Annotated in this window: 14 protein-coding genes; 10 read left to right on the top strand and 4 right to left on the bottom strand. The window is 67.2% G+C overall.

The genetic code is table 11. The features are described from left to right. Window positions 1–13: 13 nt before the first annotated feature. Window positions 14–652, top strand: coding sequence for a DUF2799 domain-containing protein (locus ACP7CK_RS15780; RefSeq protein ID WP_426026628.1), 639 nt, complete (start codon window positions 14–16; stop codon window positions 650–652). A 4-nt stretch (window positions 653–656) separates the two neighbouring features. On the opposite strand, the gene fba is transcribed toward ACP7CK_RS15780, so the two are convergent. The 4 genes from fba to gap form a co-directional block, all read right to left on the bottom strand. Next, on the bottom strand, window positions 657–1,742 hold the full coding sequence (gene fba, locus ACP7CK_RS15785; protein ID WP_008259251.1) for a class II fructose-bisphosphate aldolase: 1,086 nt from the start codon (window positions 1,740–1,742) through the stop codon (window positions 657–659). Between the two features lie 145 nt (window positions 1,743–1,887). Beyond that, window positions 1,888–3,084 carry a phosphoglycerate kinase gene (locus tag ACP7CK_RS15790; protein WP_426026629.1) on the bottom strand — a complete coding sequence of 399 codons (1,197 nt, stop codon included), beginning with the start codon at window positions 3,082–3,084 and terminating at the stop codon, window positions 1,888–1,890. Then, window positions 3,081–3,419 carry a hypothetical protein gene (locus tag ACP7CK_RS15795; protein WP_292148604.1) on the bottom strand — a complete coding sequence of 113 codons (339 nt, stop codon included), beginning with the start codon at window positions 3,417–3,419 and terminating at the stop codon, window positions 3,081–3,083. Before ACP7CK_RS15795 ends, ACP7CK_RS15790 begins: the two co-directional genes overlap by 4 nt. A 1-nt stretch (window position 3,420) precedes the next feature. Continuing rightward, entirely contained in the window at window positions 3,421–4,428 is a 1,008-nt protein-coding gene (gap, locus tag ACP7CK_RS15800; RefSeq protein WP_426026630.1) for a type I glyceraldehyde-3-phosphate dehydrogenase, read from the bottom strand. A 251-nt stretch (window positions 4,429–4,679) separates the two neighbouring features. Here gap and ACP7CK_RS15805 point away from each other — a divergent pair, with 251 nt between their 5' ends. From ACP7CK_RS15805 to leuB, 9 genes are all read left to right on the top strand, one after another. Then, window positions 4,680–4,832, top strand: a complete 153-nt coding sequence (locus tag ACP7CK_RS15805) for a hypothetical protein (RefSeq protein ID WP_154725852.1) — start codon at window positions 4,680–4,682, stop codon at window positions 4,830–4,832. 90 nt (window positions 4,833–4,922) lie between these two features. Next, entirely contained in the window at window positions 4,923–6,674 is a 1,752-nt protein-coding gene (locus ACP7CK_RS15810; RefSeq protein ID WP_426026631.1) for a dihydroxy-acid dehydratase, read from the top strand. A 6-nt stretch (window positions 6,675–6,680) separates the two neighbouring features. Next, window positions 6,681–7,694, top strand: a complete 1,014-nt coding sequence (gene ilvC / locus ACP7CK_RS15815; protein ID WP_287928430.1) for a ketol-acid reductoisomerase — start codon at window positions 6,681–6,683, stop codon at window positions 7,692–7,694. A gap of 19 nt (window positions 7,695–7,713) precedes the next feature. Further along, the gene (gene ilvG, locus ACP7CK_RS15820; RefSeq protein WP_426026632.1) at window positions 7,714–9,426 is read left to right on the top strand and encodes an acetolactate synthase 2 catalytic subunit; all 1,713 of its coding nucleotides are present in this window, start codon (window positions 7,714–7,716) and stop codon (window positions 9,424–9,426) included. Between the two features lies 1 nt (window position 9,427). Then, window positions 9,428–9,679, top strand: a complete 252-nt coding sequence (locus ACP7CK_RS15825; protein ID WP_008261070.1) for an ACT domain-containing protein — start codon at window positions 9,428–9,430, stop codon at window positions 9,677–9,679. Then, a complete protein-coding gene (locus ACP7CK_RS15830; RefSeq protein WP_426026633.1) occupies window positions 9,679–10,926 on the top strand; it encodes a 2-isopropylmalate synthase in 1,248 nt (415 codons plus the stop codon). The genes ACP7CK_RS15825 and ACP7CK_RS15830 overlap by 1 nt, the downstream gene beginning before the upstream one ends. Continuing rightward, the gene (gene leuC, locus ACP7CK_RS15835) at window positions 10,919–12,376 is read left to right on the top strand and encodes a 3-isopropylmalate dehydratase large subunit (RefSeq protein WP_426026634.1); all 1,458 of its coding nucleotides are present in this window, start codon (window positions 10,919–10,921) and stop codon (window positions 12,374–12,376) included. Before ACP7CK_RS15830 ends, leuC begins: the two co-directional genes overlap by 8 nt. Beyond that, a complete protein-coding gene (gene leuD, locus ACP7CK_RS15840; RefSeq protein ID WP_035306557.1) occupies window positions 12,369–12,953 on the top strand; it encodes a 3-isopropylmalate dehydratase small subunit in 585 nt (194 codons plus the stop codon). Before leuC ends, leuD begins: the two co-directional genes overlap by 8 nt. Further along, entirely contained in the window at window positions 12,953–14,059 is a 1,107-nt protein-coding gene (leuB, locus tag ACP7CK_RS15845; protein WP_426026635.1) for a 3-isopropylmalate dehydrogenase, read from the top strand. Before leuD ends, leuB begins: the two co-directional genes overlap by 1 nt. The last annotated feature ends 156 nt before the right edge of the window (window positions 14,060–14,215 follow it).

Below are 14,215 nucleotides of genomic sequence, written 5' to 3' on the forward strand. Positions count from 1 at the left end.
GTAGGGGAATCCGATGAAGCGTTTTCTGATCACGGGCGGCGGGATCGCCGCAGCGGCGCTGCTGGGCAGTTGCTCGACCATGAGCAAGGACGAATGTCTGGCGGGCGCCTGGGGTGAAAAGGGCTATGCCGACGGGGCGGCAGGCTATCCGATGAGCCGGCTGGACGATCATGCCAAGGCCTGCGAAAAATATCAGGTGGGGCCCAATCCGGCGGCCTATGGATCGGCGCGCGAGGACGGGCTCAGGACCTATTGCACCTTCCAGCGGGGCTGGACCGAGGGGCGGGCGGGCAACACCTATTACGGCGTCTGCCGACCCGAGGAGGAGGCGGAGTTTCTGCCTGCCTACAATGACGGGCGCAGGCTGCACGAGGTCGAGGCGGCGGTTGCAAGCGCCGAAAGCGCGCTGAGCAGCGCCGAGGCGCGCATCGAGGACCGGGAGGACAAGCTGGACGCCAAGCAGCGCGAACTCCGGTCGGACGGCCTGACGGATGACGAGAAACAGCGAATTCGCGACCGGATCGACGAGGTGCGCGGGGAAATCCGCAGTGCGCGCCGCAACGCCCGTGAGGCGCGCGACGCGCTGGACCGCGCAGAGTGGGACCTGCGCCAGGTGCGCGGCGAACTGAGCGGCCGCTACCCGGTCTTCTGATCGATCAGGCGGCCTTGACGGCGGCGCCGCGGAAGGACGGGTCAAGGTCGCCCGAGGCGTAGCGGCGGGCCATCTGGGCGGTGGACAGGGGGCGGATCCGAGAGGCCTGGCCTTCGCAGCCGAACTGCTGGTAGCGCTCCATGCAGAGCTTCTTCATGGCCGCCTTGGCGGGTTTCAGATAGGCGCGGGGATCGAACTCCCGGGGGTTCTCCATCAGGGCCTTACGGATGGCGCCGGTGATGGCCATGCGGTTGTCCGTGTCGATATTGACCTTGCGCACGCCGTGCTTGATGCCGCGCTGGATCTCCTCGACCGGCACGCCCCAGGTCTGGGGCATTTCGCCGCCGTACTGGTTGATGATGTCCTGCAGATCCTGCGGCACCGACGAACTGCCGTGCATCACCAGGTGGGTGTTGGGCAGGCGGCGGTGGATGTCCTCGATCACATTCATGGCCAGGATGTCGCCGTCCGGCTTCTTGCTGAACTTGTAGGCGCCGTGGCTGGTGCCCATGGCGATGGCCAGGGCGTCGACCTTGGTGGCGGCGACGAAATCGACGGCCTGGTCGGGATCGGTCAGCAGTTGCGAATGGTCCAGCTTGCCCTCGAAGCCGTGGCCGTCCTCGGCCTCGCCCATGCCGGTCTCCAGCGAGCCCAGCACGCCCAGTTCGCCCTCGACCGAGACGCCGCAGGCATGGGCCATTTCGGTGACGCGGCGCGTGACCTCGACATTGTATTCGTAGGAGGCGGGGGTCTTGGCGTCCTCCTCCAGCGAGCCGTCCATCATCACCGAGGTGAAGCCGTACTGGATGGCGGTGGCGCAGGTGGCGGGGCCGTTGCCGTGGTCCTGGTGCATGCAGACCGGAATGTCGGGATAGAGTTCGGCCAGGGCGTCGATCAGCTTGGCCAGAACCACGTCATTGGCGTAGTTCCGGGCGCCGCGCGAGGCCTGGATGATGACGGGGGCGTTGACCTCGTGGGCCGCCTCCATGATCGCCAGACCCTGTTCCATATTGTTGATGTTGTAGGCCGGCAGGCCGTAGTCGTTCTCTGCCGCGTGGTCGAGCAGCTGTCGCAGCGTGATGCGCGCCATGGGATAGTCTCCTGAGCCGAATAGTCTTTTTTGATTGGGCAAGAGACTAGCGGCGAGGCGTGACGAAGTCACGCCGCGTTACAGCCGTTTCAGCGGGAATTCGGAAGGCCGGGATGCAGGCGTGATCCGCCTGCACCGCCGCCGATCAGACGCGCAGGGCTTCGACGCCGGGCAGGGGCTTGCCCTCCATCCATTCCAGGAAGGCGCCGCCGGCGGTGGAGACGAAGGTCATGTCGTCCGATACGCCGGCGTGGTTCAGGGCCGCGACCGTGTCGCCGCCGCCGCCGACCGCGACCAGCAGCCCGGCCTTGGCCAGGGCCGCCGCATGACGGGCGACGGTCACGGTGGCGGCGTCGAAGGGCGGCACCTCGAACACGCCCAGGGGGCCGTTCCAGATCAGGGTCTTCGAAGCGGTCAGGGCCTCCAGCAGCCGCGCGACCGTGGCGGGGCCGGCGTCGAGGATCTTGTCGTCGGCCGACAGGGCGGCGCCGGCGATGACGGGGCGGGATGCGGCGCCGGGCTTGACCTCGGTCGCCACCACGAAATCGACGGGCAGCAGCAGTTTGCAGCCCTTCGCCTCGGCCTCGGCCATGATCTCGCGGGCCGTGTCGGCCATGTCGCGTTCAGCCAGCGAGCCGCCGATGTCGATCCCCTGGGCGAACAGGAAGGTGTTGGCCATGCCGCCGCCGATGGCCAGCCGGTCCAGCTTGCCGACCAGGTTCTTCAGCAGGTCCAGCTTGGTCGAGACCTTGGCGCCGCCGACGATGCCCAGAACCGGCTTCTGCGGATTGCCCAGGGCGGCGTCCAGGGCGTCCAGCTCGCGGCGCATGGATTCGCCGGCATAGGCGGGCAGGTGGTGCGCGATCCCTTCCGTCGAGGCATGGGCGCGGTGGGCGGCCGAGAAGGCGTCGTTGACATAGAGGTCGCCCAGATCGGCCAGCTTCTCGGCGAAGACCGGGTCATTGGCCTCTTCCGCCGCGTGGAAGCGGACGTTCTCCAGCAGGACCACGCCGCCGGCGTCCAGGTCGCGGATGGCGTCCACGGCGTCCGGACCGATGCAGTCGTCGGCGAAGCGGACGGGGGCGCCGAGCAGGTTCTCCAGATCGTCCACGACCGGCTTCAGGCTCATCGACGGGACGCGCTGGCCCTTGGGCCGGTCGAAGTGGGCCAGCAGGGCGACCTTGGCGCCGGCGTCGCGCAGGCGCTGGATCGTCGGCAGGGCGACCCGCAGACGGGTGTCGTCCGTTACCTTGCCGTCCTCCATCGGGACGTTGAAGTCCACGCGGACCAGGGCCGTCTTGCCGGCGAGATCCTTGGCGTCGTCGAGGGTGCGGAAGGTCATGATCTTATAGCCAGGAGTAATTTGAGGACAGTTGAGCCCATCAAGGCGATGACGAATACGATGCTGAAACCGAAGACCAGATAGCCGTTGCGGCGCGCTAGAAGGGATGCCGCCCAGATGATCAGGGTGACAACCACTCCAGCGATTACGAGGCTCGCTGCGACAGGGAGTTGGAAGCGGATAGCCAGATAGCCACCCGCTTGACCTGCCCATATGCCAAAAAATGCCGCGATGCCGAGTAGCCCGACATGAGCTTCGGTTGAGGCGGGAGACGCAAACGGTGAGCGATCCGGCTCGCGCTGGGCGTCAAGCTTTTGGGCCCAGCGCGGCTTCATTTCAGAGGAACTTCGCCATCACCAGGGCGGTGTCCGCCATGCGGGTCGCGAAGCCCCATTCGTTGTCGTACCAGCTGAGCACGCGGGCCAGCTTGCCGTCGACGACCTGGGTTTGGGGCAGGGCGGCGGTGGACGAAGCAGCGATGTGGTTCAGGTCGCTGGAGACCAGCGGATCGGTCGTCGTGAACAGGACGCCCTTCATCGGGCCGTCGGCGGCGGCCTGAAGCGCGGCGTTGATCTCGTCGGCCGAGGTGTCGCGGCCGGAGACGACCTTCAGGTCGACCACCGAGACGTTCGGGGTCGGGACGCGGATCGACGAGCCGTCCAGCTTGCCCTTCAGTTCCGGCAGGACCAAGCCCAGGGCCTTGGCGGCGCCGGTCGAGGTCGGGATCATCGACAGGGCGGCGGCGCGGGCGCGGTACAGATCCTTGTGCATCGTATCCAGCGTCGGCTGGTCGCCGGTGTAGGAGTGGATGGTGGTCATGTAGCCGCGCTCGATGCCGAACAGGTCGTTCAGCACCTTGGCGACGGGGGCCAGGGCGTTGGTGGTGCAGGAGCCGTTCGAGACGACGATGTCGTCGGCGGTCAGGGTCTCGTGGTTGACCTTGAAGACGATGGTCTTGTCGGCGCCCTCGGCGGGGGCCGAGACCAGGACGCGCTTGGCGCCGGCCTTCAGGTGGGCGCTGGCCTTGTCCTTGGCGGTGAAGATGCCGGTGCATTCGAAGGCGATGTCCACCTTCAGCTCGGCATGCGGCAGATTGGCCGGATCGCGCTCGGCCGTGACCTTGATCTTGCCCGTGCCGACGTCGATCCAGTCTTCGCCCGAAGTCACCGTGCCGGGGAAGCGACCGTGCACCGAGTCATAGCGGAACAGGTGGGCGTTGGTCTCGACCGGACCCAGATCGTTGATCGCCACCACTTCGATGTCCGTGCGGCCGTGCTCGATGATCGAGCGAAGGACGAGACGGCCGATGCGGCCGAAACCATTGATGGCGACGCGAACGGTCATGGGGAGGCTCCTCTGAACGATTATGTTGTTGGCGTCTCAATGGAACTGTCGCGCCCCGGTTTCAACCCCGCCGCCGCGCCTTAGCCCTAACATGGCGTGAGCAAGCGTTACGGTTAGAGGGGGTGGCGGCGTGTCCGGCAAGAAACACCTCTGCCGAAGGCGGTTTTCGGTTCGTTGAGCAAAATTTTTGCGACAGGGGTTGTGCGGTCCCGGTCCATATGGTTTCTTGGCGTCAGAAGAGGGAGCCACCCGTGGCCACGATGACGCGCGACATGATGAAGGGATGCACCGCTCAGGCGGCAGCGACCGTTCGCGCGCCGATCGGTCTGGAAAGCCCTGTATTCCTCATTCTCCTCGTACTTCTCGGCCTGCTTACGCAAGCGGCGTGGATGCACGCGACCTGACCTAAACACACTCAGGATCGCCTCGCACCACCCCGCTCCCGAAAGGAAGCGGGGTTTTTCGTGCTTGGCGGTTCAAAAAGAACCGGACCGATGACGCAAGATTCTACCTCAGAACCCAACAAGCCCAATGCGCGCAGCGCGGCGGTGACGCATGGCCCGAACCGGGCCGCCGCCCGCTCGTATCTGCGCGCCGCCGGCATGCAGGACGCCGACTTCGACAAGCCGATGATCGGCATCGTCAACACCTGGTCGACGGTCACGCCGTGCAACATGCACCTGGACCGCCTGGCCAAGGATGTGCGCGCCGGCATCGTCGCAGCGGGCGGCTATCCGGTCGATTTCAACACCATCGTCGTCACCGACGGCATCTCGATGGGCACGGCGGGCATGAAGGCCTCGCTGATCAGCCGCGAGGTCGTCGCCGACTCCATCGAACTGGCCATCGAGGGCCATCAGCTGGACGGCGTGGTCTGCATTGTCGGCTGCGACAAGACCATTCCCGCGGCGGCCATGGCTCTGGCCCGGATGGATATCCCCGGCCTGGTCTATTACGGCGGCACCATCATGCCGGGCGTGATCGGGGCCAGGGAGGTCTCGGTCCAGGAGGTGTTCGAGGCCATCGGCGCCCATTCGGCCGGGACGCTGGACGACGCGGGGCTGAAGGCGGTCGAGAGCGCAGTCTGCCCCGGCGCCGGCGCCTGCGGCGGCCAGTTCACGGCCAACACCATGGCCATGGCCCTGTCGGTCATGGGCATCTCGCCCATGGGCGCCAATGACGTGCCGGCGGTCGATCCGGGCAAGGCGGCCCAGGGCGAGCGCTGCGGTCGCCTGATCGTCGAGCGGGTGTTCGCCGGCGACACCGCCCGCAAATACATCACCCGCGCCAGTCTGAAGAACGCCGCCGTCGCCGTTTCCGCCTCGGGCGGTTCGACCAACGCCGTCATGCACCTGACGGCCATCGCGGCGGAGGCCGGGGTCGATTTCGGCGTCGAGGACTGCCACCAGGCCTGTGTCGAGGCGCCGGTCATCTGCGACCTGAAGCCGGGCGGCCGCTTCCTGGCCTCGCACCTGTTCGCCGCCGGCGGCACCCGTCTGGTCACGCAGCGTATGGCCGAGGCCGGCAAGATCGTGAACACCCCCACCGTCAGCGGCCGCAGCCTGTTCGCCGAAGCCGCAGAGGCCGAGGAGACCCCCGGCCAGGTGGTGGTGACGACCTTCGACGCGCCGGTCATGGAGCGCGGCAGCTTCGCCGTCATCTATGGCGACGTCGCCCCGGAAGGCGCGGTCATCAAGCTGACGGGCCACAAGGTCGACAGATTCGAAGGTCCGGCCTGCGTCTTCGACAGCGAGGAAGACGCCTTCCACGCCGTTCAGGACGGCTCGGTCGGCGAGGGCGACGTCATCATCATCCGCTACGAAGGGCCCAAGGGCGGTCCGGGCATGCGCGAGATGCTGCAGGTCACCGCCGCCCTGAAGGGCCGCAAGATCGACAATGTCGCCCTGCTGACCGACGGTCGCTTCTCGGGCGCCAGCTACGGCTTCGTCGCCGGCCACATCTCGCCGGAAGCCGCCGTCGGCGGCCCGATCGCTCTCATTCGCGATGGTGACCGCATCACCATCGACGTCACCAACCGCCGCATCGACGTCGACGTCGATCTGGCGACGCGCCGGGCGGGCTTTACGCCCCACGTGGTCCGTCCGGCGCGAGGTGTCTTCGCCAAATACCGCGCCTCGGTCGCCTCGGCGGCCCAGGGCGCGGTCACCATTCCCAACCCGCCGCCGGCCCAAATTCCCGATTTTGGCCAGGCGTCTCACAAATCCACTGCTGCTCAGGACGCCTGAATTCTCATGGCCATCACCATCTACACCAACGAAGACATCAAGCCGGGCGCCATCGCCGGCCAGCGCATCGCCATCATCGGCTATGGCTCGCAGGGTCGCGCCCATGCGCAGAACCTGAAGGACAGCGGCCATGACGTCGTCGCCGGCGTCCGTCACGGCGGCACGGGCTGGAAACACGCCACCGAGGACGGCGTCCCGACCGCCGAGCCGGCCGAGGCCGTCAAGGGCGCCGACATCATCGCCATCCTGACCCCCGACATGGTCCAGGGCGACGTCTATCGCGACATCATCGAACCGAACGCCAAGGAAGGCTCGGCCCTGCTGTTCGCCCACGGCTTCTCGATCATCTACGAGCGCATCACCCCGCGCGCCGACATGGACGTCATCCTGGTTGCGCCCAAGGGACCGGGCGATCTGGTTCGTCGGGAATTCCAGCGCGGCCGCGGCGTGCCCTCGCTGTTCGCCATCGAGAAGGACGTCACCGGCAAGGCGCGCGACCGGGCCATGGGCTACGCCAAGGGCAACGGCGGCGCGACCGGCGGTCTGCTGGAGACCACCTTCCGCGAAGAGACCGAGACCGATCTGTTCGGCGAACAGGCCGTCCTGTGCGGCGGCGCCAAGGAACTGGTCATGCAAGGGTTCAACACCCTGGTCGAGGCCGGCTACCAGCCCGAGATCGCCTATTTCGAATGCCTGCACGAACTGAAGCTGATCGTGGACCTGTTCTACGAAGGCGGCATCTCGAAGATGCACCACTTCATCTCCGAGACGGCCAAATACGGCGCCGTCGCGAGCGGCCCGCGCGTCGTCAATGAAGAGACCAAGGCCCGCATGAAGACCATCCTGGACGAGATCCAGGACGGCACCTTTGCGCGCAACTGGATCGCCGAGAACGAGGCCGGCAAGCCGCAGTACGAAGCCTGGCTGAAGGCGGACCGCGAAAGCCAGATCGAACAGGTCGGCGCCCGTCTGCGCGAGCGCATGGCCTGGCTGAACACCCCCAAGTCCGAAGCGGCCTGAGCCGTAAGCGATAGACCGGATGACCCTGATGACCGCCGCCGCCTTCAAATCCTCAGCCGAGGCCGCCCCGCAATCGGGGGCGCGCCTGCTGGTCTCCACCCTGGAGCGGCTGGGCGTGGAGATGGTGTTCGGTTATCCGGGCGGCGCCATCATGCCGGTCTATGACGCCCTGGCCGGATCCAAGCTGAAACACATCCTGGTCCGCCATGAGCAGGGCGCGGCCTTCGCCGCCGACGCCTATGCGCGCAAGAGCGGCAAGGTCGGGGTGTGCATGGCCACCTCCGGCCCGGGCGCCACCAATCTGATCACCGGCATCGCCAATGCGATGATGGATTCGGTGCCGATGGTCTGCATCACCGGCAATGTCGCCCAGGGCCTGATGGGCACCGACGCCTTCCAGGAGATCGACATCCTGGGCGTCACCCTGCCGATCGTGAAACACTCGATCCTGGTCCGCGACGCGGCCGAGGTTCCGGCCGCCATCGAGGAAGCCTTCCATATCGCCGCCTCGGGCCGCCCCGGTCCGGTTCTGGTCGATCTGCCCAAGGACGTGCAGTTCGCCACGACCAGCGACGACTACGGCTTCCATATCCCCAACGAGACGCCGCGCATCGACCACGACGCCATCGCCGCCGCCGAGGCCGCAATCCGCGCCGCCAAGAAGCCGCTGGTCTATATCGGCGGCGGGGTGAAGATCGGCCGTGCGACCGAGGCCCTGCGCGCCTTCGTCGCCGCGACCGGCATTCCGCAGGTCTCGACCCTGAACGCCCTGGGCACCATCCCGACCGATGCGCCGGGCATGCTGGGCATGCTGGGCATGCACGGCGCCCGCGCCGCCAATCATGCGGTCCAGGACAGCGACCTGCTGATCGTCGTCGGCGCTCGGTTCGACGACCGCGCCACGGGCAAGCTGGCCGAGTTCGCGCCCAACGCCCGGATCGTCCATTTCGACATCGACGCCTCGGAAGTCGGCAAGCTGCGGGCGGCCAATGTCGCCGTCGTCGGCGAGCTGAAGGACGGGGTCGAGGCCCTGACGGCGCGCATGGCCGGCGGCCCGGCGCTGGATATCCAGCCGTGGGCCGTCGAATGCGCCCAGGCCGCCGCCGTCGGCGCCTATCGCTATGACGCGCCGGGCGAGGGGGTCTACGCCCCGGCCCTGCTGAAAGAGGTTTCGGAAGCGGCGGGGGATGATTTCGTCGCCGCCTGCGACGTGGGCCAGCATCAGATGTGGGCGGCCATGCACTGCCGTTTCTCCCGGCCCGAAGCCCACATCACCTCGGGCGGCCTGGGCGCCATGGGCTTCGGCCTGCCTGCGGGCATCGGCGCCAAGCTGGCCGATCCGTCCGCGACCGTCGTCACGATCGCCGGCGACGGCGGCTTCATGATGAACATCCAGGAGCTGGCGACGCTGAAGCGTTACGGCATCCCGCTGAAGATCGTGCTGATCGACAATTCCTCGCTGGGCCTGGTGCGCCAGTGGCAGGAGCTGTTCTTCGCCGAGAACTATTCCGAGATCGACCTGTCCGACAATCCGGACTTCGTGAAGGTGGCCGAGGCCTTTGGCATCGAGGCCTTCCGTATCGATCGCCGCGATCAGGTGTCGGACGGCATCCAGCGCCTGCTGGCCGCCGACGGCCCCTGCCTGGCCCATGTGGTCATCGATCCCCGAGACAATGTCTGGCCGCTGGTTCCGCCGGGCAAGAGCAACGCCGAAATGATGGAGGGCTCCTGAGATGAGCGACACGATCCACATCCAGATCGACCGTGCGGACGGTTCGCTTCAGCGTCTCATCGGCCTTGTGGAGCGCCGCGGCTTCCACATCGACGGCATGAACATGGCCGACGAAGGGGCGTTCCGCCGCATCTCCCTGACCGTGCGCGGCCGCGACGCCGGCCGGTGCATGGAGAATCTGGGCCGCCAGATCGACCGCCTGTTCGGCGTGCGCCGCATCGGCAACGACATTATTCAATCCGAGGCCGCGTAATGACCGCCGAAAAAGTACGAGTATCCGGCGTATCCCGAACCGCGGAGATCGCCGCCGACCCCAACCGCGTCATCGTCTTCGACACGACGATGCGGGACGGGGAACAGGCGCCCGGCTTCTCCATGAGCGCCCAAGCCAAGGTGAAGATGGCCCAGGTCCTGAAGGACCTGGGCGTCGACGTTATCGAGGCCGGCTTCGCCGCCGCCTCGCCCGGCGACGAAGACTGCATCCGCCGCGTGGCGGGCGAGGTCGAGGGGCCGATCTTCTGCTCCCTGTCGCGCGCCAACGAAAAGGACATCGACGCCAGCTTCCGGGCCCTGCAGCCGGCGCCCAAGTCGCATCGCCGCTGCCACACCTTCATCGGCACCAGCCCGATCCACCGCACCGCCAAGCTGAAGATGTCCACCAACGAGGTGCTGTCGACGGCGGTGCGGTCGGTCGAATACGCCGCCAGCCTGTTCGATGACGTCGAGTTCTCGGCCGAAGACGCCTTCCGCACCGAGCCCGAGTTCCTGGCCGATGTGCTGGAAGCCGCCGCCGACGCCGGCGCCCGGACCCTGAACGTGCCCGACACCGTCGGCTATGCGACTCCGGAAGAGGTGCGCGAGACCTTCCGCGCCCTGGCGGCGCGCATCCACAAGCGCCATCCGCATGTGATCTTCTCGGCCCACTGCCACGACGACCTGGGCATGGCGGTCGCCAACTCCCTGGCCGCCGTCGAGGGCGGTGCGCGTCAGGTCGAAGGCGCGATCAACGGCATCGGCGAGCGCGCCGGCAACGCCTCGATCGAAGAGGTCATCATGGCCCTGAAGGTCCGCGAGGACCGTTACGGCGTCACGACCGGCGCCGACAGCCGCCATCTGGTTCGCGCCTCCAAGATCCTGTGCGAGATCACCGAGACGGTTATCGCCCGCAACAAGTCGGTGGTCGGCATCAATGCTTTCGCCCACGAGGCCGGCATCCACCAGCACGGCATGCTGGCCGACAGCCGCACCTATGAGATCATGCGGCCCCAGGACGTGGGCTTCGAGGGCAGCTGGTTCGTGCTGGGCAAGCATTCGGGCCGTCACGCCATCGCCAAGCGCGCCGAGACCATCGGCCGTCCCATTGAGGGCGAGCGTCTGGTCGCGGTGGTCGCCGGCTTCAAGCAGCGCGCCGACCAGATCGGCGAGATCAACGACGCGGAGCTGATCGCCATCATCGACGCCGTGGACGGCGTGTCGGAGACGGTGGCCCAGTATGCCTGATCCAAAAACCCTGTTCGACAAGGTCTGGGACGCCCACGTCGTGCGATCCGAGACGGCCGACACGCCCGGGGTTCTGTATATCGACCTGCACCTGGTCCATGAGGTCACCAGCCCTCAGGCCTTCAGCGAGATCGAGGCGCGCGGCCTGAAGGTGCGCCGTCCCGACCGGACCTACGCCACCCTGGACCATTCGACCCCGACCCTGCCGGCGGGACTGAACGGGCTGAAACCCTATGTCACCGCCCAGGCCGAGGCCCAGGTGCATCGGCTGGAGAAGAACTGCGCCGCTCATGGGGTGCCGCTGGCGGGCTGGGGCTCCGAAGACCGGGGCGTGGTCCATGTCATGGGGCCGGAGCTGGGCCTGACCCAGCCGGGCATGACCGTAGTCTGCGGTGACAGCCATACGGCCACACACGGCGCCTTCGGGGCTTTGGCCTTCGGCATCGGTACGTCCGAAGTCGGCCATGTGCTGGCGACCCAGTGCCTGTTGCAGCGCAAGGCCAAGGCCATGCGGGTGACGGTGGATGGCCGGCTGCAGCCCGGCGTTTCGGGCAAGGACGTCGCCCTGGCCGTCATCGCCGCCATCGGCTTCGGCGGGGGCACCGGCTATGTCATTGAATACGCGGGCGAGGCGGTGCGGGCGCTGGACATGGAAGGGCGGATGACCCTGTGCAACATGTCCATCGAGGCCGGCGCCCGCGCGGGCATGATCGCCCCGGACCAGACCACCATCGACTGGCTGCGCGGCCGCAAGCATGTCCCCGCCGACTACGAGGCGGCGACCGCCGAATGGCTGAAGCTGGCCACGGATCCGGGCGCGACCTTCGACAAGGAAGTCGTCATCGACGGCGCCGCCATCCGTCCCATGGCGACCTGGGGCACGACGCCGGACGCGGGCGCGCCGATCGGCACGCCCGTGCCCCAGCCCCAGTCGGACTCCGACCGCAAGGCCATCGCCTATATGGGCTTCACCGCCGGCGAGGCGACGACCAGCCAGCCGGTGGACGTGGTCTTCATCGGCTCCTGCACCAACGGCCGTCTGCCCGACCTGCGCGCCGCCGCAGAGGTGCTGCGGGGCCGCAAGGTCAAGCCCGGTCTGCGGATGCTGGTGGTGCCGGGTTCGGAGGCCGTGCGGCGCGACGCCGAGGCGGAGGGCCTGCACGAGGTCTTCATCGCCGCCGGGGCCGAATGGCGTATTCCGGGCTGTTCCATGTGTATCGCCATGAACGGGGATTTCGTGGCGCCGGGTCAGCTGGCCGTCTCGACCTCGAACCGCAATTTCGAAGGCCGCCAGGGCAAGGACGCCCGCACCATCCTGGCCAGTCCGGCGACGGCGGCGGCGACGGCGGTGGCCGGGGTGCTGACTGATCCGCGCGTCTATCTGCGGGAGGCGACCGCCCTCAAGCAGTCGAGCGCCGCGCGCGAGACGGTAGGAGCGCAAAATGTCTGAGCCCTTTCAGGTTTTGACCTCCAAGACCGTGACCTTGAGTCAGGCCAATATCGACACCGACCAGATCATCCCCGCGCGCTTCCTGACGACGACGTCGCGCGAGGGGCTGGGCAAGGCGGCCTTTTATGACTGGCGCTATGAGACGGACGGATCGGAGAAGCCCGAGGCCATCCTGAACCGCATCGATCCGGCCGAGCATCGTATCCTGCTGGCGGGCAAGAATTTCGCCTGCGGCTCGTCGCGTGAACACGCCCCCTGGGCCCTGTACGATTATGGGTTCCGGGCGGTGATCTCGACCGAGATCGCTGACATTTTTACATCTAACGCGTTGAAAAACGGCCTGCTGCCCATCGTCGTCAGCCAGGACGTCTGGGACGATCTGGCGTCGCAACCGGACCAGCCGGTCACGATCGACCTCCAGGCCAGCCAGATCCGGCGCGGCAATGCTCAGCCCGTGTCGTTTACGGTCGAATCCTTCGCGCGCGAATGCCTGCTGAACGGGGTGGACACCCTGGGCTGGCTGCAATCAAACCTGCCTGAGATCGAAGCCTACGAGCGTTCGAGAGAGACCGTCTGATGCCCAACACCGCCCCCAAGACCTATAATATCGTCCTGTTGCCCGGCGACGGCGTCGGACCGGAGGTGACGCGCGCCGCGCGCGACGTCCTGGCGGTGATCGGCGACTTCTATGGCCACAGCTTCAACTTCTCCGAACATCTGATCGGCGGCGCCGCCATCGACGAGACGGGCGAGCCCCTGCCAGAGGCGACCCGCGCCGCCTGCGTCGCCGCCGACGCGGTTCTGCTGGGCGCGGTCGGCGGCCCCAAATGGGACGGCGGCAAGCGCCGGCCCGAGGAAGGCCTGTTGGCGATCCGCAAGGCCATGGGCCTGTTCGCCAATCTGCGGCCACTGCAGGTCTCGCCAGTGATGGCGCACCGTTCGCCGCTGAAGAAGGAGATCGTCGAGGGCGTCGATCTGATCGTCTTCCGCGAACTGACCGGCGGCGTCTATTTCGGCGAGAAGACCCGCACCGCCGACCGCGCCACGGACCTGTGCGAATATACGGTGCCGGAGATCGAGCGCGTCACCCGCGCCGCCTTCCAGACCGCTCGCCAGCGGCGCGGCAAGGTGACCTCGGTCGACAAGGCCAATGTCATGGAGACCAGCCGCCTGTGGCGCGAGGTGGTGACCCGCATCCACGCCGAGGAGTTCCCCGAGATCGCGCTGGAGCACGCCCTGGTCGATTCCATGGCCATGCACCTGATCCGCAAGCCGCGCGAATACGACGTCATCCTGACCGAGAACATGTTCGGCGACATCCTGTCGGACGAGATCTCGGTGCTGGGCGGTTCGATCGGCCTGTTGCCGTCGGCCTCGCTGGGGACCGAAGGGCCGGGCCTGTTCGAGCCGATCCACGGCTCGGCGCCGGACATCGCCGGACAGGATCGGGCCAACCCGGTCGGAACCATCCTGTCGGCGGCCCTTCTGCTGCGTCACAGCCTGAAGCTCGAGGACGAGGCCGATTCCATCGAGGCCGCCGTCGCCGCAGTCCTGGCGGCCGGCGCCGTCACCGCCGACCTGGGCGGCGCCCTGGGCACGCGCGCGGCGACCGAGGCCGTGATCGACGCCATCCGCGCCATCCACTGGGCGGCGGCGCATCGGGTGCAGATGCACTGGGCCTGACCTGATCGGGCTGCGAAATTCGTACTGCGAACATCGTTACCGGGAACACGATTTTGATATTTTAGCCCCGCATGACGCATCGATCATGCGGGGCTTAACTTTTGTTCAATGACCGTTGCAAGAAAGTTGCACCGTTTACGGTCAAGCCCCTTGCGT

Origin of the sequence: Brevundimonas sp. TSRC1-1, from assembly GCF_049898245.1 — a bacterium.
GTDB classification, from domain to species: domain Bacteria; phylum Pseudomonadota; class Alphaproteobacteria; order Caulobacterales; family Caulobacteraceae; genus Brevundimonas; species Brevundimonas mediterranea_A.